Here is a 20,458-nt window from a genome sequence, read left to right as displayed (position 1 = left end):
GGCCTCATGTCCGTGTCCAAAAATCCATCTCCGTCCCCCGCCGGCAAGTCCAAGTCCGCTCCCGAAGCTGCTCCGGTCCTGCGCAATCCCTTGCCGCCGGTCACGTTTCCAGAAGAACTGCCGGTCTCCGGCCGTCGCCATGAAATCGCCGAGGCGCTGCAAAAGCACCAGGTCATCATCGTCAGCGGCGAGACCGGTTCCGGCAAGACCACCCAGCTGCCCAAGATCTGCCTGGAGCTGGGGCGCGGCGCCAAGGGCCTGATCGGCCATACCCAGCCACGCCGGATTGCGGCGTCGTCGACCGCCAAGCGCATCGCGCAGGAACTCGGCTCGCCGCCGGGCGAACTGGTGGGTTACAAGGTGCGCTTCAACGACACCCTGTCCAAGGGCGCATGGATCAAGCTGATGACGGACGGCATCCTGCTGGCCGAAACCCAGACCGATCCGCTGCTGCGCCAGTACGACACCATCATCATCGACGAGGCGCACGAACGCAGCCTCAATATCGACTTTCTGCTCGGCTACCTGAAGCAACTGCTGCCGCGTCGTCCCGACCTTAAACTGATCATCACCTCGGCCACCATCGACGCCGACCGTTTTTCGCGCCACTTCGGACGCGAGGTCAAGGGCGAGCTGGTGCCGGCGCCGGTGATCGAGGTCTCGGGGCGGATGTATCCGGTGGAGATTCGCTATCGTCCCATCGACAATGCCGACCGCAGCGGTGTCACGCCCGAGGTCGCCACTGCCCGCGCCCGCGCCGAAGGGCGCGCCAGCCAGGCCCAGAAAGACCGCGAACAACGCGACCTGATGGATGCCGTGGTCGACGCGGTCGACGAACTGGCGCGCATCGGCTCGGGCGACGTACTGGTGTTCCTGCCGGGCGAGCGCGAGATTCGCGATGCCGCCGAGGCGCTGCGCAAGCACCATCCGCCGCACGTCGAGATCCTGCCGCTGTTTGCCCGCTTGTCTGCGGCCGACCAGGAGCGGGTGTTCAAGACCAGCAATGCGCGCCGCATCGTGCTGTCGACCAACGTCGCCGAAACCTCGCTGACGGTGCCGGGCATCCGCTATGTGGTCGATGCCGGACTGGCGCGGGTCAAACGTTACAGCTATCGCAACAAGGTCGAGCAGTTGCAGATCGAAGCGGTGGCGCAGTCGGCTGCCAACCAGCGCGCCGGGCGTTGCGGCCGGGTTGCCGCCGGTGTGTGCATTCGCCTGTACGACGAGCAGGATTTTCTGCAGCGGCCCAAGTTCACCGATCCCGAGATCCTGCGCTCGTCGCTGGCGGCGGTGATCCTGCGCATGAAGTCGCTGCACCTGACCGATGTCGAGAGTTTCCCCTTCATCGAACCGCCGCCGGGCCGCGCCATTGCCGACGGCTACCAGTTGCTGCAAGAGCTGGGCGCGGTCGAAGAGGACGATGGCGTCAACCGCCTGACCCCGCTGGGCAAGCAACTGGCGCGCCTGCCGCTGGACCCGCGCGTGGCGCGCATGATCCTGGCCGGGCGCGACAACGCCTGCCTGACCGAACTGCTGATCATCGCTGCGGCGCTGTCGGTGCAAGACCCGCGCGACCGGCCGATGGATGTGCAGAATGCGGCCGACCAGGCGCACAAGAAATTTGCCGACGAAAAATCCGAATTCAGCAGTTACCTCAAGATCTGGAAGTGGTTCGAGGATGCCATCGCGCACAAGAAATCGAATCGCCAGTTGCAGGATCATTGCCGCGAGAATTTTCTCTCGCAGTTGCGGCTGCGCGAATGGCGCGATGTCCATTCGCAGCTGCTGACCATCGTCAAGGAGCAAGGCTGGCGTCTCAACGAGGCCGCCGCCACCTATGACCAGTTGCACCTGGCCCTGCTGACCGGGCTTTTGGGCAATGTCGGCTTCAAGTCCGAGGAGGATGCCCAGTACCTGGGGGCGCGCGGCATCCGCTTCAATATCTGGCCGGGCGCCCATCTGACCAAGAAACCGGGGCGCTGGGTGATGGCCGCCGAATTGGTCGATACGGCGCGCCTGTATGCGCGCTGTGTCGCCAATATCCAGCCCGAGTGGCTGGAAAAGGTGGGCGCCCACCTGCTCAAGAAATCATGGGGCGAGCCACGCTGGGAAAAGCGCGCCGGCCAGGTCACGGCGTCCGAACGGGCCACGCTCTACGGGCTGGTGGTGTACAGCCAGCGGCGTATCCAGTTCGGCAAGATCAACCCGGTGGAGGCGCGCGACATCTTCATTCGCGAGGCGCTGGCCGGTGGCGATTTCGAGACCCGGGCGCCATTCTTCGCCCACAACCAGAAGCTGGTGCGCGAGATCGAGAATCTCGAACACAAATCGCGCCGCCTCGACGTGCTGGTGGACGATGAACTGATCGTGGCCTTCTACGACAAGCTGGTGCCGGCCGACATCTGCAACGGCGTCGATTTCGAGAAGTGGTACAAGCAGGCTGCGGCGGCCGACCCCAAGCTGTTGTATCTCAATCGTGACGACCTGATGCGGCACGAGGCCGCCGGCGTGACCACCGAGCTGTTTCCCAAGACCATGAACGTGGCCGGCATCGCGATGGCCTTGTCCTATCATTTCGAGCCGGGCGCACCGCGTGACGGGGTCACCCTCAGCGTGCCGCTGTATGCGCTCAACCAGGTCTCGGCCGATCGCTGCGAATGGCTGGTGCCGGGCATGCTGAAGGAAAAAGTGCACTTGCTGCTGAAGTCGCTGCCGCAGAAGCTGCGCCGTCATTGCGTGCCCTTGCCGGACTATGCCGCCGGCTTTTGCGAGCGCATGGACGAGCGCAAGATATTCGGCCGCGGCAACCTGATCGACGCCATCATCGCCGACATCCGCGACCAGATCACCATCCTGGTCAAGGCCAGCGACTTCAAGCAAGAGACCTTGCCGGCGCACCACGCGATGAATTTCAAGATCATCGACGAGCACGGACGACAACTGGAGATGGGCCGCAACCTGGCGGCGCTGCAGGCCGAATTTGGCGGGCAGGCGCGCCAGCAGTTCCAGAAGCTGGCCGAGCAGGTCGCCATTGCGCCGCGTGACGATGCCGCGCCGGCGCCGCGCAGCGCGCCTGTGACCCAGGCCGCCACGGCGAAGGCGGCGCCGGCTCATCTGCCCGATCAGGCGCCCGCTGCCTCGGGCCAATACGCCAACCTGACCACCTGGAGTTTCGGCGAACTGCCGGAATTGCTTGAGATTACCCGCGGCACCGGCAAGCAGGCGCAGACCCTGATCGGTTTCCCGGCGCTGGTGGATCGCAAGACCCACTGCGACCTGGAAGTGTTCGACGATCCGGCCGAAGCCGCGCGCTTTCATTACGCCGGCCTGCGGCGGCTGTTTTCGTTGCAGATGAAAGAGCAACTGAAGTACCTCGAGAAGAACATCCCCGGGCTGCAGCAGATGGGCATGCAATTCATGGGGCTGGGCTCGCAGGAAGAACTGCGCGAGCAGATTCTCAATGCCGGCCTGGAACGCGCTTTCCTGCAAGAGCCGCTGCCGCGCAATTCGGGCGAATTCAACCAGCGCCGCGACGAAGGCAAGGCGCGCCTGGGTTTGCTGGTCAACGAGATCGCCAGGCTGTGCGCCCAGGTGCTGGCCGAATATCATTCGCTGCCCAAGAAGCTGCAGGGCGTCAAGGCGCATGCGGCAGCCGCCGCCGACATGCAGGCGCAACTGGCGCAACTGGTGGGAAAACGCTTCGTGGCCGAGACCGACTATGCCAATCTCAGTCACTACCCGCGCTACCTCAAGGCGATCAATGTGCGGCTCGACAAGTTGCGCGCCGACCCTGCGCGCGACACGCGCCTGCTGGCCGACTGGAATCTGGTGGCGCTGCCGTACCAGCGTGGTCTCAAGGAGCGGGCTGGACGCGCCGATCCGAAGATGACCGAATTCCGCTGGATGCTGGAAGAACTGCGGGTGTCGTTGTATGCCCAGGAGTTGCGCACCCCCATGCCGGTGTCGGTCAAGCGGCTGCAGAAGGTATGGGAGAGCATGCAGCGCTGAGGCCGGTGCCAGTGCTTGAAATTATTCGTGGCATTGCTTGTATCCGGGCGTTGGGGACAGAAATCGCCCGAAGACGCGCCAAACCGGGTGTTGCAGCCGCATTTCGCGTAAAATTGCCCATCTTTTGAAATTGTCGAAATATCATGTCCATCAAGTCAGATAAGTGGATCCGCCGCATGGCCCAGGAGCAGGGCATGATCGAGCCCTACGAGCCCGGCCAGGTCCGCGCCACCGCCGACGGCAGCAAGATCGTGTCTTACGGCACATCGTCGTACGGCTACGATATTCGTTGCGCCAACGAATTCAAGATTTTCACGAACATCAATTCGACCATCGTCGATCCCAAGAACTTCGATGAGAAGTCGTTCGTCGACTTCCAGGGCGATGTCTGCATCATCCCGCCCAACTCGTTTGCGCTGGCGCGCACCGTGGAATACTTCCGTATTCCGCGCAGTGTGCTGACCATCTGCCTGGGCAAGTCGACCTACGCGCGTTGCGGCATCATCGTCAACGTCACGCCGTTCGAACCCGAATGGGAAGGTTACGTGACGCTCGAGTTCTCCAACACCACGCCGCTGCCGGCCAAGATCTACGCCGGTGAGGGTTGCGCCCAGGTGCTGTTCTTCGAGAGCGACGAAATCTGCGAAGTGTCCTACAAGGATCGCGGCGGCAAGTACCAGGGCCAGCATGGCGTGACCCTGCCCAAGACCTGATCGTTGTAGCGTCGTACCCGCAAGTCATCAAGCCTCGTTTCGACGAGGCTTTTTTTCGCTCAGCTTGCGCGCTTCATCGATCATCAGGGCCAAGGCGCCACCGATCTCGCCATCGCGATAAGCCAGGTGCAATGGCGCTTTCAGCAAGGGCGCGTCACTGATCCTGAGGTAGGTCACGCCTTCGGCATTGACGTGCATCATCGACGCCGGCACCACCGCCACCCCCAGCCCGGCCGCCACCAGCGACAGCGTCGACAGATTCTTGCGCGCCTCTTGCGTGACCCGGGGGCTGAAGCCGGCGGTGCGGCAGGCGGCGATCAGCGTGTCGTACAAGCCCGGTCCGCTGGGGCGGCGCGTCATGATGAAGGATTCATCGGCCAGCGCCGACAGGGCGATGCTCTTTTTGCGCCCGCCGCCGGCCAGTGCATGTGCGCTGGGCAGGGCGGCGACCATGTTTTCTTCCAGTACCGTTTCCATCACGATGCCAGAGGCGTCGCCCACCGGCGAGCGCACGAAGGCCAGGTCGAGCTGGCGGCGGCGCACGGCCTCCACCAGCTCGTTGGTATTGGTCTCTTCCACGGTCAGCGCCACATCGGGGGCGGCGGCGCGGAAGGCGCGAATGACGGACGGCACGAAAGGGTGCAGCGACGCCGATTCGGTGAAGCCGACCGCGATGCGGCCCATCTTGCCCTGCGCGATGCGGCGCACGCTGGCCACCGTGCTGTCGACCTGCGCCAGGATGAGGCGGGCGTCGGCCAGCAACGCCGCGCCGCTTTCGGTCAACTCCATGCCGCGCGGCATGCGGTTGAAGAGCGTCACGCCCAGTTCTTTTTCCAACACCCGGATCTGTTGCGACAACGGCGGCTGCTGGATGCCGATGCGTAGCGCGGCGCGCGTCAGGTGGCCTTCTTCGGCCACGGCAAGAAAATAGCGTAGCAGGCGCAGGTCAATGGCTGGTGACATATCGTTAAAGTATGAATAAGCAATCTGACATATATTAGACAAAATAAAGGCGCGGGAGTAGCCTTCGCTTCATCCAATCGCACCAACGCAACGAGAAACCGATGAGCATTTCGCCACCCACCCCAGCCGATCGCCAGGCGCCTGCGGCCGCCTTCAACCCGCCCACTTCCAGGGAATTGTTTACCGGTTTCCTGGTGCTGGGCATGACTGCGTTCGGCGGTGCGCTGCCGCTGGCGCACCGGATGGTGGTCGAGCGTCGACGCTGGCTTTCAGAAGAAGAGTTCGTCCAGTTGCTGGGCTTGTGCCAGTTCCTGCCGGGCGGCAACATCATCAACCTGTCGGTGGCCCTGGGGATGAAGTTTCGCGGCTTGCGCGGAGCGCTGGCTGCCATCTTCGGCTTGATCGCCGTGCCTTCGGCGGTGGTGGTGGTGCTGGGCATCATCTACCAGCATTTCCAGCACGATCCCAATGTCAGGCACCTGTTTGCCGGGCTGGCAGCGGCCGCCGCCGGCCTGTTGATCCAGATGGCGGTCAAGATTGCCCTGCCGCTGCGGCGCAACCTGGTACTGGCGGTGCTGGCCATCGTGTGCTTCATCGCGATCGCCTTCGTGCGTATCCCGCTGGTGTGGGTGATGCTGGTGATGACGCCGATCAGCGTGGTGCTGACCGCGCGCTTCGGCGACCGTTTCTCGGCCAAGGACAAGGTGGCGAAATGACACAGACCCTGATTGCCCTGACCATCATCTTCACCCAGTTGTCGGTGCTGGCATTTGGCGGCGGCAACACCATCCTGCCCGAGATGCAGCGCCAGGTGGTGGAGGTGCACCACTGGATGAGCGCCGAGGATTTCAGCGCCCTGTTTGCCCTGGGCCAGGCCGCGCCCGGCCCCAACCTGATGGTGGTCACGCTGGTGGGCTGGCATGTCGCCGGATTCTGGGGAATGCTGGTCACCACTTTCGCCAAGTTCGGCCCGTCCTCGGTCATCACCATCATCATGCTGCACCTGTGGGAGCGCTTCAAGGACAAGCCGTGGCGGCGCCATGTGCAGGCCGGGCTGCTACCGGTGACGGCTGGCCTGGTGGCGGCCAGCGCGTTGCTGATCGCCCAGGCCTCGATCACGCATGGATTCCTGGCGCTGATCACGGTGGCCACTGCAGTGATCTCGCTCAAGACCAAAATCCATCCGCTATGGCTGCTCTTCGGCGGCGCGCTGGCAGGCTATCTTTACCTTGGCGCGTTCTGAGCAGGGGCATCCAGGTATTGTTTCAGGAAGCTCTCCATCGCCGTGAAGGCTGCGATGCGGTCTTCTTCGCGCGACAGGGAGTGGTCGCCCAGCGGCAGTTCGAGGTAGCTGGTGTTTTTGCCGGCGGCGTCCTTCATCGCGCTGGCCATATCGCGTGACTGGTCGACCGGCACGATCCGGTCTTCCTTGCCGTGGATCAGCAGCAGCGGCGTGCGGATCTCGCCGGCACGGTTGACCGGTGAGGTCTGGCGCAGGCGTTCACGGTCGTTCCACCATTCTCCGATCATCCTTTCGACGCCGATCTCGTAGCCGATATATTGGCGACGACTGGCCAGCAGGTCGCGCAGGTCGGCCACGCCATTGATGCTGATGGCGCAGCGATACAGTTCGGGGGTCTTGATCGTACCCATCAGGGCGGCATAGCCGCCGTAGCTGCCGCCGACGATGCAGACCCTGGACGGGTCGGCAATTCCATTCTGGATACTCCAATTCACGCCGTCGGTGATGTCGTCCTGCATCTCCATTCCCCATCGCTTGAAGCCGGCTTGTTCGAATTCGGCGCCATAACCGGCCGAGCCGCGGAAATTGACCTGCAATACGGCCCAGCCGCGGCTGGCGAAGAACTGGGTATAGATATCGAAGGTGGCGACGTCGCGCGCCACCGGGCCACCGTGTGGCAGGACGATCAGCGGCAGACGACCCTTGGAGGCAGTCCATGGCGGCGTGAGATAACCGTGCAGTTCGGTGCCATCGCGACCGCGGAACGTGATCGACCGGGGCATCGACATGGTCTTGCCGGCGAGGGCCGGACGGCGGTCCAGCAGTTTGCTCATGGCGCCGGTCTTGCGGTCCAGCCAGTAGATCACCGCCGGCTGGTTCACGGCCGATGACGATACCAGCAGCCGCATGCCGTCGTCACTGCTGCTGACGATGGCATTGGTCTTGCCAGGCAGGGCGCGATCAAGCTGCGCTTGCAGCTCGCGCGCCTGGTCGTTCCAGAATTCGCGCTTGCCGTACTCGCCTGCATAGTCCACGCCCACATACTGCTTGAGCCAGGTCGAATAGATCAGCCCGCCATGAATATCGAACCTGGGATCGGCATAGACCAGGGTGCGCGCCAGGGCCGGGTCGGCCGTATCGATCTTGAAGATGGCGCGGCGTCCTTCGTGATCGGCGTAGGCATACAGGTAACGCGGGTCATCGGCAAAACCGATGGGCTCTACCGCATGCTGCCTGACCTGCGCATAGTCGTCGGCGATATAGGTGCTCAATGTCTGCCACTTCTTGTCGTCCGGCGCTCGCACCACTACCCGCATTTCCTTGTCGCGCCAGCCGGTGCCGACCCGAACCTGGCCCTGGCGATCGGCGATCCAGTCATGGATATTGCCGGTATTGATGACGACGCGCTCCAGCTTGCCGGCACTGACATCAAGGCTGTAGACGTCGGGCAGGGTGCCACGCTCGATATCCAGCGCCACCAGCACGCTATCGGAATTGACGCTCGATTTGCCCAGCACCGTATTCTGGTATTGCGGCACGTGGCGGCGCTCATCGAAGCGGTAGGCCGATTGCAGCAAATCGGACTTCAGCTGGCTGCCGTCGCTGTTGACGGCCAGCATGCGGGTCTCCATCGTCTGGACGCCGTTCCGATACCAGGGATAGACCACGCCTGCCAGCAGGCGTTGGTCGTTGACCCAGCGGAATGTATGAAATCGGTATTTCTCGTTATCTGCCTTCAGGATGGCCTTAGGCGCGCTGTCGGGCGATTGCGTGACCAGGTAACTCTTTCCTTCGGCGTTGAAGATATAAGCGAGCGATTGACCATCAGGCGACAACGCAATCTGCCCGACCTGGGCCAGGCCGGCGAAGGCGGCAACTGGTGGCGGGGCATCCGCGGCAAACGCAGCAGGCAACTGGATCAGCAGGGCAAGGGTGCAGAAAATCGGCAGACGGACGTCGAAGGTCATGGCAGTTCGCTGGTTATTTGAGTTGTATTGGAGTTAACCGGGACGTGGCGACTGGCGTGTCCGTGATGTGGCAGTCAGGAGTTTGCTGCCTGTCGATGCCAGGGTCAATTAGTTAACGTTAGAAATTCCCCAGACGATTTAGTCGACGCCAATAACAAAAAAGCCGACACCGCAATGTGCGGTATCGGCTTTGGTGCTGGCCCTGCGGGACGGCTTATTGCTTGACGCAGTCGACGAAGTAATCGCGACGGCCATCGACCTCACGCTTGACCAGGCCATGCACGTCGGTTTCGAAGCCCGGGAATTTCTCGTTGAAATCGCGCGCGAACTTGAGATAGTCGACGATGGTCTTGTTGAAGCGCTCGCCCGGGATCAGCAGCGGAATGCCCGGTGGGTAAGGCGTCAGCAGGATCGATGTCACGCGTCCTTCGAGTTCATCCAGCGGCACGCGGTCGATCTCACGGTGCGCCATCTTCGAGAAAGCGTCCGACGGCTTCATGGCCGGCTGCATGTCCGACAGGTACATCTCGGTGGTCAGGCGCGCCACGTCGTAGGCACGATAGGTCTCGTGGATCTGCTGGCACAGGTCGCGCAGGCCGAGGCGCTCGTAGCGCGCGTTGCGGCCCTGGTTGGCGGCCGCGAACTCGGGCAGGATGCGCCAGATTGGCTGGTTCTTGTCGTAGTCGTCCTTGAACTGCTGCAGCGCCGTCACCAGCGTATTCCAGCGGCCCTTGGTGATGCCGATGGTGAACATGATGAAGAACGAATACAGGCCGCACTTCTCGACGATGACGCCGTGCTCGGCCAGGTACTTGGTCACGATCGAGGCCGGGATGCCGGCTTCGCCGAACTGGCCGTCCAGCGACAGGCCCGGATTGACGATGGTGGCCTTGATCGGGTCGAGCATGTTGAAGCCCGGCGCCAGGTCGCCGAAGCCGTGCCAGTCGTCCTCGGCCTTGATGATCCAGTCTTCGCGCTCGCCGATGCCTTCTTCGGCAAACTGGTTCGGGCCCCAGACCTGGAACCACCAGTCCTTGCCGTATTCCTGGTCGATCTTCTTCATGGCGCGGCGGAAATCGAGCGCCTCCAGGATGCTCTCTTCGACCAGGGCGGTGCCGCCCGGCGCTTCCATCATGGCCGCGGCGACGTCACAGGACGCGATGATCGAGTATTGCGGCGAGGTCGAGGTGTGCATCAGGAAGGCCTCGTTGAAGGCATCCTGGTCGAGTTGCACCGTTTCGGATTCGCGCACCAGGATCTGCGAGGCCTGCGACAGGCCAGCCAGCAGCTTGTGGGTCGACTGGGTCGAGAAGATCATCGACTTCTTGGCGCGCGGACGGTCGCGGCCGATGGCGTGCATGTCCTTGTAGAAATCATGGAAGGTGGCGTGCGGCAGCCAGGCTTCGTCGAAGTGCAGGGTGTCGATCTCGCCGTCGAGCATCTCGCGCAATGTCTCGACGTTGTACACCACGCCGTCGTAGGTCGACTGGGTGATGGTCAGGATGCGCGGCTTCTTGTTGACCGCCTCGCGTGCGAACGGATTGGCTTCGATCTTCTTCTGGATGCTTTCCAGCGTGAATTCTTCCAGCGGGATCGGTCCGATGATGCCCAGGTGATTGCGGGTCGGCATCAGGAACACGGGAATCGCACCGGTCATGATGATCGAATGCAGGATCGACTTGTGGCAGTTGCGGTCGACCACCACGATGTCGCCCGGGGCGACCGTCGAGTGCCAGACCATCTTGTTGGAGGTCGAGGTGCCGTTGGTGACGAAGTAGCAGTGGTCGGCGTTGAAGATACGTGCCGCGTTGCGCTCGGAATTGGCCACCGGACCGGTGTGGTCGAGCAACTGGCCGAGTTCTTCGACGGCGTTGCAGACGTCGGCGCGCAGCATGTTTTCACCGAAGAACTGGTGGAACATCTGGCCGATCGGCGACTTCAGGAAAGCCACGCCGCCGGAGTGCCCGGGGCAGTGCCACGAGTAGGAGCCGTCCTGGGCGTAGTCGACCAGCGCGCGGAAGAACGGCGGCGCCAGGCCGTCGAGATACGACTTCGATTCGCGGATGATGTGACGCGCCACGAATTCGGGGGTGTCCTCGAACATGTGGATGAAACCATGCAGCTCGCGCAGGATATCGTTGGGGATATGGCGCGAGGTGCGGGTTTCGCCGTACAGGTAGATCGGGATATCGGCGTTCTTGTGGCGAATCTCGCCCACGAAGGCACGCAGCGCCTTGAGCGCGAAGTCGGTTTCTTCCGACGAGCCGGCGCCGAACTCTTCATCGTCGATCGACAGGATGAAGGCCGAAGCGCGCGACTGTTGCTGCGCAAACTGCGCCAGGTCGCCGTAGCTGGTCACGCCCAGCACTTCCCGGCCCTCGGCCTGGATGGCGTCGGCCAGGGCGCGAATGCCCAGGCCGGATGTGTTCTCGGAACGGAAATCTTCGTCGATGATGACGATGGGGAAGCGGAATTTCATGGATTTCTCCAGGGCTCGAGCGCCCATGCGCCATGGGGCGGGCCGGGAGCGCTCAGGGGTCAAGAGGAACTGCGCCTGGGCAGGTAAAAAGAAAGCGGATTTTCGCAGATATGCGAAAAAGAGGTGCGCATATTAAAGAAAAACCGGAAAAAACAACAGGCAAAATGTGAGACCGCTTCAACGTCTTTCGTATGTCACAAAGGCGTAGTCGAATCCGCCGCTGTCGCTATGATGCCGCTGGCGGTCGGTTTCCTGCCATTCATGCGGGGCCAGCGCCGGGAAGAAGGCGTCGCAATCGAAGCTGGCATCGATGCGAGTGATGATCAGCCGGCGCACCAGCGGCAGCGCTTCGGCGTAGATCTGCGCGCCGCCGATGATGAAGGCCGGGGCGCCGGCGCTCATGTTGGCTGCCGCCGGCAGCGACGAGGCGACTTCAACCCCCTCTTGTTGCCATGCGGCATTGCGAGTGATGACGATGTTGCGGCGATTGGGCAGCGGGCGTCCGATCGAATCGAAGGTCTTGCGGCCCATCAGGATGGCGTGCCCCGAGGTGGTGCGCTTGAAGTGCGCCAGGTCTTCGGGCAGCCGCCAGGGCAGGGTATTGTTGATGCCGATACCGTTATTGCGGTCGGTGGCGACGATGATGGTGAGCCCATCCGTGGCGGAGCTAAGCGAGGACATGCGGTTTCTTTCGTTCGAACGGCGTCGGCCGGGGAGGGCGCGACGAAAGCCGTAATGTTACAGGAGATGCTGCGGCACGGAACTTTCCTTGCTCTCGCCGCCCTTATACGATGAACTGCGTCATAGAATTAGTTCGATTGCCCGGTGGGCATCTTGGTCTCCCTGAACTGGTCGTAATGCCGAATCCGCGCATTGCGGCGAACAATTCGCGCAACATTTGGTTAAACTAGCGCCTGCTTTTCCGGCTGCCCCGTCTTCGCCGTCATTTTTGCACCTGCGCCGAACGCGAGCAGCGTGCGCCAAAGACGGCGCTGTCGAAAGCTCAACAATCAGAAAATTGCATGCCAGACAACAAAATAATGTCGTCCCCAACTTCGCCGCGGCTCCTAATAGCAACTGCTCCATCGCATCCGGCACGCTCGTCGTGGTGGCGCCGCCTGGCCGTCCCGGTCACCCTGGTCGGCCTGCTGCTGGTGCAGCCTGCGGCCTTCGCCTTTGACTTCAATTCGGTCGCGGCACGCGCCAAGGCGCTGGCCGGCAAGTCGTACAAGAAACCTTCCGAGGATGTGCCCAAGGCCGTGCGCGAGCTCAGCTATGAGCAGTCGAACCAGTTGCGCTATCGCGTCGACAAGTCCTACTGGCGGGCCCAGAAACTGCCGTTCGAGTTGACCTTCATCCATCTGGGCGGTGGTTTCAACGACCCGGTCAAGATCAATGAAGTGATCGGCAACAGCGTGCGCGAGATCGGCTTCAATCCGGCCCTGTTCGACTACAGCAATGTGCGAGGCGTCGATCCGCGCAGCCTGCGCAATATCGGGTTTGCCGGTTTCCGGATTCGTTTTCCGGTCAACAATTCCAAGGTCAAGGATGACGTGCTGACCTTCCACGGCGCCAGTTATTTCCGCGCCATGGGCAAGGGACAAGGCTATGGCCTGTCCGCACGGGGCCTGGCGATTGACACCGCGCTGTATTCGGGCGAAGAGTTTCCGCGCTTCACCGAGTTCTGGCTGGAACGTCCCTCGGCCGAGAGCCGCGAGCTGGTCGTCTATGCGCTGCTTGATTCGCCACGCGCCACCGGCGCCTATCGTTTCGTGCTCAAGCCGGGCTCCGATACCGCCATCGACGTCAAGGCCCAGATCTACCTGCGCAGCAATGTGACCAAGCTGGGGATTGCGCCGCTGACGAGCATGTTCCTGTTTGGCGAGAACCAGCCCGGGCCGGCTGACGATTTCCGTCCCGAGGTGCATGACTCCGACGGCTTGTCGATGCAGTCTGGCACCGGCGAATGGCTGTGGCGTCCGCTGGTCAATCCGAAGCGCCTGCTGGTGACTTCCTTCTCGTTCGACAATCCGCTTGGCTTTGGCCTGATGCAACGGGATCGCGAATTCGGCAATTACCAGGATCTGGACTACAACTACCAGTCGCGCCCGAGCGCCTGGATCGAACCCAAGGGCAAGTGGGGTTCGGGGCGGGTCGAGCTGGTGCAGATCCCGACGCCCGACGAGACCAACGACAACATCGTGGCCTACTGGATTCCCAACACACTGCCCAAGCCGGGCCAGCCGTTGAATGTGGAATACCGCATGCTGTGGCAGAAAGAGGGCGAAAAACGGCCGCCGCTGGCCTGGGTGACGCAGACCTTGTACGGTCACGGCTACCGCCCGCGCCAGGAAGGCAAGCAGGATGACGGCCTGGCGCTGTCGGTCGATTTCGACGGCAGTTCGCTCAAGAAGCTGGCCGCCAACGCCCGCGTCGAGGGTGTGGTCGAGGCCGACGCCAATGGCAAGATTGCCAGCGTCACCACCCGCAAGAACGAAGTCACCGGCGGCTGGCGCATCGAGGTCAAGCTGCGTCGGGTAGAAGATAACAAGCCGGTCGAGCTGCGCGGGTTCCTGCGCAATGGCAACGGCGGCACAACCTTGTCAGAAACGTGGAGCTACATATTACCCCCCAACTAAGGCAGACATCGGCGGCTTCGCAGGCGCTCGAGGATTACCTCGGCCGTCTGCCGTTGTCGCCCGAGCAGCGGCGTGAGCTGAGCGAGCGCGTCGGCGCGCTGGGCTCGGGCGATCCGGTGGCCGACCTGCACCGTGTGCTGGCCGAGGCCGGCCAGGCTGACCCCGGTTCCGATTCCAATACCGATTCTCCCGACACCGCCACCACTGCCCAGGCCTCGGTGGCGGCGCGGCTGCAGCTGCTGTTCGCAGCCGGTGCGGCATCGTCGCATCACGTCCCGCCGGTTGGCGAGGAACGTGGCCAGCCGCGTATCGAAGTCGGCCCGCCGCTGGCGCGCCGCTCGATGGTGCCGCGTCCGTGGGGCGACCTCAATCCCTTCGCACGCTGGGTCGACGAGGAAAACCGACGTCTCGAACGCCGGCCCCGCCGCTGGCGTCGTCACAAGGCGCAGGCCGCCACGCCTGAGCCGACCGTGGCCGACGAACCGCACTATGTCGAAGACCTGGGCGACTCCGATGCGCCGGACCCAAAGGGTTACTGGCAGCGCAGCGGCAACGTGCGCCGCATTACCTTGCTGGTGCTGATGGTGCTGCAAACGGCGATGGCCACCTATTTCATGAGCGACGTGCTGCCGTATCACGGCACCAAGCCGCTCGAAATGCTGGTGCTGGGCTTGTTCGCCTTGCTGTTCCTGTGGGTGTCGGCCGGCTTCTGGACCGCCATGACAGGCTTCCTGGTGCTGAGGCGGGGTGACGACGAATACCTGATCTCGCATGAGAAATCCGGCAGGCTCGACATTGCACCGGAGGCGCGTACCGCCATCGTCATGCCAATCTGCAACGAGGATGTGGCGCGGGTGCTGGCCGGCCTGCGCGCCACCTACGAATCGCTGGAGCGTACCGGGCAGTTGCAGCATTTCGACTTCTTCATCCTGTCCGACAGCTACGAAGCCGATATCTGCGCCGCCGAGGTCCAGGCCTGGACCACGCTGTGCCAGGAAACCGGTGGTTTCGGCCGCATCTTCTATCGCCACCGCCGCCGTCGCGTCAAGCGCAAGAGCGGCAACCTGGACGACTTCTGCCGCCGCTGGGGCAGCAACTACCGCTACATGGTGGTGCTGGATGCCGACAGCGTGATGACCGGCGAATGCCTCACCAAGCTGACCCGCCTGATGGAAGAGCATCCCGGTGCGGGCATCATCCAGACCGCGCCGCGTGCTGCCGGTCGCGACACGCTGTATGCCCGCATCCAGCAGTTCTCGACCCGTGTATACGGCCCGTTGTTTACCGCCGGCCTGCATTACTGGCAACTGGGCGAGTCGCACTTCTGGGGGCACAACGCCATCATCCGGCTGGCGCCGTTCATGAAGCATTGCGCGCTGGCGCCGTTGCCCGGGAAGGGCAACCTGTCCGGGCCGATCATGTCGCACGACTTCGTCGAGGCATCGCTGATGCGCCGCGCCGGCTGGTCGGTCTGGATCGCCTACGATCTCGACGGCAGCTACGAGGAAATGCCGCCCAACCTGCTCGACGAGCTGAGCCGCGACCGCCGCTGGTGCCAGGGCAACCTGATGAACTTCCGGCTGTTCCTGGCGCGCGGCATGCATGTGGTGCATCGCGCGGTGTTCGTCACGGGGGTGATGGCCTATGTTTCGGCGCCGCTGTGGGCGCTGTTCCTGGTGCTGTCGACGCTGCTGCTGGCGGCGCACACGCTGATCGATCCGCAATACTTCGTCGAGCCGCGCCAGATGTTTCCGATCTGGCCCGAATGGCATCCGGAAAAGGCGTTGGCGCTGGTCTCGGCCACCGCCACCATCCTGTTCCTGCCCAAGGTGCTGGCGGTCCTGCTGTTTGCGGTGAAGGGCGCGCGCGGCTTTGGTGGCGCGCTGGCGCTGACCGCCAGCATGATCGTCGAATTGCTGTTCTCGATGGTGCTGGCGCCGGTGCGCATGCTGTTTCATACACGCTTCGTGCTGGGCGCTTTCCTGGGCTGGAACGCCGGCTGGAAATCGCCGCCACGGGCCGACAACGAAACCGGCTGGGGCGAGGCGGTACGTCGTCACGGCATGCATTCGGTGGTGGGCCTGGCCTGGGGCGCGCTGGTGTACTGGCTCAATCCTTCGTTCATCTGGTGGTTGCTGCCGATTGCCGGCTCGCTGGCCATTTCGGTGCCGGTCTCGGTGCTGTCGTCGCGGGTGGGCTTCGGACGTGCCTTCCGTGGCATGGGCTTTTTCAAGATCCCCGAAGAGACCGATCCACCGTTCGAGTTGCGCGAGACCATCCGCCACCATAACGCCACGCCGGCGTTACCGGGCTTCGTCGAAGCGGTGGTCGACCCGGCCGTCAACGCCCTGGTGTGCGCCACGGCCCACGCCCATCCGCAGGTGCCGCAGTTGACCCGGCATCTGCGTGACAAGCTGGTGCGCCGGGCGCTCAGGGAAGGTCCGGACGCGCTCGACGAGAAGCAGAAAATGAGTTTGCTGGATGAACCCGGACTGCTGTCGCAGCTGCACCAGGCAGTCTGGAGCGGCGCCCCCGAGGTCCACCCGCAATGGCGTGCTGCACTGGGCTCGGCCCCGGACGCCCCGGCGCTGGCCGCCTGAGCAGGCGCACGCAAGACGTAACAACCGCACGATGACGGCCGGCCGAACTCCGGCCGTCATCGTTTGATGCAACACTAGATGCAAGACAGGCAGGCGACCATGAGCGAGCAGCACGAACCACCATCGACACCGACCGTTGCGACCACTGCGCCTGCGCGCCGGGCGCTGGTGGCCGGCTGCATGGTCGTGGCGTTGCTGGTGGCCGGTGGCGCGTTGCTGTGGCGCCAGCGCACGCCGCCCCCGGCGCCGGCGCCAGTGGCGGTCAAGCTGGAGACGGTGGCCGTGGGCCGGGCCGACCTGGAGCAGGTCGTCAATGCGACCGGCAACGTGGTGGTGCAGACCTATGTCGATGTCGGCTCCAAGGTGGCCGGCCAGATTGCCGATGTCGATGTCGCCATCGGTGAAACGGTCAAGGCCGGCAAGGCCCTGGTCACGGTGTCGCCGGCGGTGCAGAACGGCCGCATCGAAAGCAATCGGGCGCAGCTGGCACGGCTCAAGGCCGAACTGGCAGGGCAAAATGCCCAGCTCGATTTTGCCCAGTTGCAGTTCCAGCGCCAGACCCAGTTGAAGGCCGAGAACGCCACCCGCGAAGAATCCTACGAGTCCTCGCGCATGAACATGTATGCGGCGGCGGCCAAGGTCGACGCCACCAATGCGCAGATCCAGCAGACCGAAGCCGGCATCCGCGAAGACGAGGCGATCCAGAAGCAGACCCGCATTGACGCTCCCATGGGCGGCACCGTCGTGACCCTCAACGCACGCGCAGGCCAGATGGTCGGCGGCAACCAGGAAGTGCTGATGCGCATTGCCGACCTGTCGCGCATGACCGTGCAGGTGCCGGTGGCCGAAGAAGACGTGACCCGCCTGCAAAAAGGCATGACCGCCTATTTCACCACGCCGGGCTTTCCCGGCAAGCGCTGGAGCGGCAAGCTGCGCCAGATCATGCTGTTGCCGACCGACGATTCGGGCCGGCAGGGCAAGAAAGCCTTCTATACGGTGCTGTTCGATGTGGCCAATCCCAGCCGTGAGCTGATGAGTGGCATGAGCGCCGATGTCTATTTCGTGCTGGCGCGGGTCGAGCAGGCTTTGACGATTCCCCAGTCGCTGGTGACCAAGCCGGGCATGGATGGCACCCAGCCGATCAAGGTGGTGCTGGCCAACGGCAAGCTGGAAACCCGGCGCATCAAGATCGGCATTCGCGACGGCGAACACGCCCAGGTATTGTCCGGCCTGAAAGAAGGCGAGCAGGTGTTGCTGCCCGCCAATGCCGGCGCCTCCACCGCGGCCGGCGCGCCGTCGACCGCGTCGCGCTAGCCCGCTCGACGTCCTATACAATGCCCGGGGCGCCCGGGGGATGGGCGCGACCTGTTATTGTTTTTGATCAGACCAGACCTATGACCCAGCGCCGCTTGGCTCACGCGCCATCACTTGCTTTGAAGACCATCGTCCTGGCGCTCGCTGTTGCGCTGGGAGGCTGTGCTGCGCGCCAGGTCGAGAAGGATGCAGCGCCGCAGATCGAGGTGCCCGACAACTGGAGCCGCAACACCATTGGCGCTGCCGGCGCTGGCCCGGCCCAGGCCGAGCAGTTATGGCCCGATTCGGACTGGTGGAAGCAGTTCGGCAGCAGCGAGCTGTCGGCTCTGGTCGACGAGAGCCAACAAAACAACTTCGAGATTGCCGCCGCGTTTTCGCGGGTACGCCAGGCCGAAGCCCAGGCCCGTCTGGCCGGCGCGCCACTGTTGCCCAGCGCCGGATTGAATATCAATGCCGCGCGCGACCTGCCGATCTCCGGCGGCACCGCCAGCAATACCGCCGGCGCCACCCTCGATGTCAGTTACGAGATCGACTTCTGGGGCAAGAACCGCGCCGGTCGCGATGCGGCCGAAGCCTCATTGCGCGCCAATCGCTACGATCGCGAAACGGTCGCGCTGACGGTCACCTCGGGCGTGGTGTCGACCTATCTGCAAGTGCTGTCGCTGCGCGACCGGCTGGAGATCGCGCGTCAGAACGTCAGCACCGCCGAGCGCGTGCTCAAGCTGATCGAGGCGCAAAGCCGCGCCGGTTCGGCGTCACCGCTGGACCTGGCACGCCAGCGCTCGGCCCTGGCCAACCTGCGTGCCCTGATTCCCGACCTGCAACAGCAAGAGCAGGATGCGCAGACTGCGCTGGCGATCCTCCTGGGCCGTCCGCCGCAGAATTTCGCGGTGCAAGAGAAGGGTTTGCAGCGCATCCAGATGCCGCGCATCTCGGCCGGCCTGCCGTCCGAGCTATTGACGCGTCGGCCCGACATCCGCCGTGCCGAGGCCAACCTGGAAGCGGCCAGCGCCAACGTTGCCATGGCGCGGGCGGCGCTGTTCCCCAGTATCACGCTGACCGGGTCGACCGGCGCCCAGAGCAGCGCGTTGCTGTCGCTGTTCGATGGTCCCAACCTGTTCGCCAGCATCGGCGCCGGCCTGATTGCGCCGATCTTCGATGGCGGACGGTTGCAGAACCAGCGCGACTACGCCATCGCCCAGAAGGAAGAACTGGTGCAGGTCTATCGCCAGCGGGTGATCAATTCATTGTCGGAAGTCGAAAAGGCGCTGGGTGCGATTCGCAGCCTGGAAGAGCGTTATCGCCTCAAGACCGGCGAAGTCGACCAGGCCCGCTTTGCGTTCGAGTTGTCCGAAATCCGGTATCGGGCCGGAGCGGAAGACCTGATGGTGGTGCTCGACACGCAGCGCGCGCTGTCGGAGGCGCAGAACCAGCTGGGCCAGATCAAGCTGCAACGGCTGCAGGCGACCGTGTCGCTCTACAAGGCACTGGGTGGCGGCTGGCAGGACAATTCTGTCAATCCTGCGACGCCGGCACCCTGATGGCGCGGCCAGCCCATCATTTCAACTGTAACCTGAGCACGCGCGACTGAAATATCCCTGAAGGGCGAGGTCGGCATCATGGCTTCTCATCAGAGGCGCATTGATCCCGATGCGTCCCCTTCAAGGAGAAAGACATGCGTTCACTGCTGCTGGCCGTCCCCATGACATTGCTGATCAACCTCTACGCCACGGCCGAACCGGTGGTCGAGCATGTCGTCCATACCGTCAACTGGCATGGCGCTTTTTTCGGGTTCTAGCGCGAAGTGGCGGGGGCTACCGAGGCGCCGTTGATGTGATGGCGCTTCAGCGCATCTGCGACAAAGCCATTGGCCTTCATCGTTTCGACAAAGCCTGTCAGATAGGCCGCGGCCTCATCACCCCGGCTCTTGGGCGTGCCCATGGCCTGCCTGATCACCATGAAGCGTTCGTCCAGCAACCGCAGGCCGCCCCTGAGCGCGGCGTCATGTTCGAGTTGCTGCTTCACGCCGGCCGCGACTTCAGCGCCTTCATCGAGAAAGTAGCTGACCACGGTGGGCGAGGTCGGCGCGCGCAGGATCGTCGCGTGCTGCAGCGTGCGCGTCAGGTAGAGGTCATAGGCGCTGCCTTTTCCGACGACCACGCGGTTCGCCGCGGCATCGACTTCAGCGTTGGTCTTCAGTGGAGATTGGTCCTTGACCAGGTAGTACCCTTCAATCAGGACGTACGCATCGGTGAAGGCGATCTGCTCGCCCCGGACCGGATCGATGGCGAAGAATCCGAAGTCGGCCTGTTCGGCCACGACCGCTTCCACCGATTTTCCTGCAGCGTCGAACACCACCAGTTCGAGCGCCGCGCCCAGCGTCTCGGCGAAGGCGCGCGCAAGATCTACCGATACGCCACAGGGGGCGCCATCGGCATCCTTGCTGGCAAGAATGGGATTGCCCAGATTGATGGAGGCACGGACTTTGCCGGTGGGCGTGAAGGCGGAACGGATCGTTGAGTTCAGGTTCAT

At 63.5% G+C, this 20,458-nt stretch carries 14 protein-coding genes; 9 read left to right on the top strand and 5 right to left on the bottom strand.

Going from position 1 to position 20,458, the window contains the following annotated elements; translation table 11 throughout:
- Positions 1-6 precede the first annotated feature (6 nt).
- Positions 7-4,008 carry an ATP-dependent RNA helicase HrpA gene (gene hrpA / locus LBW87_RS11500; RefSeq protein ID WP_225201605.1) on the top strand — a complete coding sequence of 1,334 codons (4,002 nt, stop codon included), beginning with the start codon at positions 7-9 and terminating at the stop codon, positions 4,006-4,008.
- Positions 4,009-4,151: 143 nt separating this feature from the next.
- Positions 4,152-4,721 (top strand): dCTP deaminase, encoded by a 570-nt coding sequence (dcd, locus tag LBW87_RS11495; RefSeq protein ID WP_225201604.1) that lies wholly within the window; start codon positions 4,152-4,154, stop codon positions 4,719-4,721.
- A gap of 27 nt (positions 4,722-4,748) precedes the next feature.
- Here the strand turns inward: dcd and LBW87_RS11490 are convergent, their stop codons facing one another.
- Positions 4,749-5,684, bottom strand: coding sequence for a LysR family transcriptional regulator (locus tag LBW87_RS11490; RefSeq protein ID WP_225201603.1), 936 nt, complete (start codon positions 5,682-5,684; stop codon positions 4,749-4,751).
- Between the two features lie 101 nt (positions 5,685-5,785).
- Between LBW87_RS11490 and LBW87_RS11485 the strand changes: the two genes are divergently transcribed.
- Positions 5,786-6,400: a chromate transporter gene (locus LBW87_RS11485; RefSeq protein WP_225201602.1), complete on the top strand. Its 615-nt coding sequence runs from the start codon at positions 5,786-5,788 to the stop codon at positions 6,398-6,400.
- Positions 6,397-6,927, top strand: a complete 531-nt coding sequence (locus tag LBW87_RS11480) for a chromate transporter (RefSeq protein WP_225201601.1) — start codon at positions 6,397-6,399, stop codon at positions 6,925-6,927. Before LBW87_RS11485 ends, LBW87_RS11480 begins: the two co-directional genes overlap by 4 nt.
- Here LBW87_RS11480 and LBW87_RS11475 read toward each other — a convergent pair.
- From LBW87_RS11475 to LBW87_RS11465, 3 genes are all read right to left on the bottom strand, one after another.
- Positions 6,909-8,894, bottom strand: a complete 1,986-nt coding sequence (locus LBW87_RS11475) for an alpha/beta hydrolase family protein (protein ID WP_225201600.1) — start codon at positions 8,892-8,894, stop codon at positions 6,909-6,911. The two genes, LBW87_RS11480 and LBW87_RS11475, sit on opposite strands and share 19 nt — an antisense overlap.
- 214 nt (positions 8,895-9,108) lie before the next feature.
- A complete protein-coding gene (locus LBW87_RS11470; RefSeq protein ID WP_225201599.1) occupies positions 9,109-11,373 on the bottom strand; it encodes an arginine/lysine/ornithine decarboxylase in 2,265 nt (754 codons plus the stop codon).
- A gap of 177 nt (positions 11,374-11,550) precedes the next feature.
- Complete coding sequence (locus LBW87_RS11465; protein ID WP_225201598.1) at positions 11,551-12,054, bottom strand: dihydrofolate reductase; 504 nt, start codon at positions 12,052-12,054, stop codon at positions 11,551-11,553.
- 359 nt (positions 12,055-12,413) lie between these two features.
- Here LBW87_RS11465 and LBW87_RS11460 point away from each other — a divergent pair, with 359 nt between their 5' ends.
- From LBW87_RS11460 to LBW87_RS23900, 5 genes are all read left to right on the top strand, one after another.
- Positions 12,414-14,012 carry a glucan biosynthesis protein G gene (locus tag LBW87_RS11460; protein WP_225201597.1) on the top strand — a complete coding sequence of 533 codons (1,599 nt, stop codon included), beginning with the start codon at positions 12,414-12,416 and terminating at the stop codon, positions 14,010-14,012.
- Positions 13,985-16,612 carry a glucans biosynthesis glucosyltransferase MdoH gene (gene mdoH, locus LBW87_RS11455; protein WP_225201596.1) on the top strand — a complete coding sequence of 876 codons (2,628 nt, stop codon included), beginning with the start codon at positions 13,985-13,987 and terminating at the stop codon, positions 16,610-16,612. Before LBW87_RS11460 ends, mdoH begins: the two co-directional genes overlap by 28 nt.
- Positions 16,613-16,711: 99 nt before the next feature.
- On the top strand, positions 16,712-17,926 hold the full coding sequence (locus LBW87_RS11450) for an efflux RND transporter periplasmic adaptor subunit (protein ID WP_225201595.1): 1,215 nt from the start codon (positions 16,712-16,714) through the stop codon (positions 17,924-17,926).
- Between the two features lie 80 nt (positions 17,927-18,006).
- Positions 18,007-19,467: an efflux transporter outer membrane subunit gene (locus LBW87_RS11445; RefSeq protein ID WP_225201594.1), complete on the top strand. Its 1,461-nt coding sequence runs from the start codon at positions 18,007-18,009 to the stop codon at positions 19,465-19,467.
- A gap of 134 nt (positions 19,468-19,601) precedes the next feature.
- Positions 19,602-19,724: a hypothetical protein gene (locus LBW87_RS23900; protein ID WP_265112925.1), complete on the top strand. Its 123-nt coding sequence runs from the start codon at positions 19,602-19,604 to the stop codon at positions 19,722-19,724.
- Here the strand turns inward: LBW87_RS23900 and LBW87_RS11440 are convergent.
- Positions 19,721-20,458, bottom strand: a complete 738-nt coding sequence (locus LBW87_RS11440) for an ABC transporter substrate-binding protein (protein WP_225201593.1) — start codon at positions 20,456-20,458, stop codon at positions 19,721-19,723. The genes LBW87_RS23900 and LBW87_RS11440 overlap by 4 nt on opposite strands.

It is taken from the genome of Herbaspirillum sp. alder98 (assembly GCF_020179755.1).
Classification (GTDB): domain Bacteria; phylum Pseudomonadota; class Gammaproteobacteria; order Burkholderiales; family Burkholderiaceae_D; genus Herbaspirillum.
The sequence above is the reverse complement of the archived record's forward strand: the minus strand, read 5'-3'. Positions and strand labels throughout refer to the sequence as shown.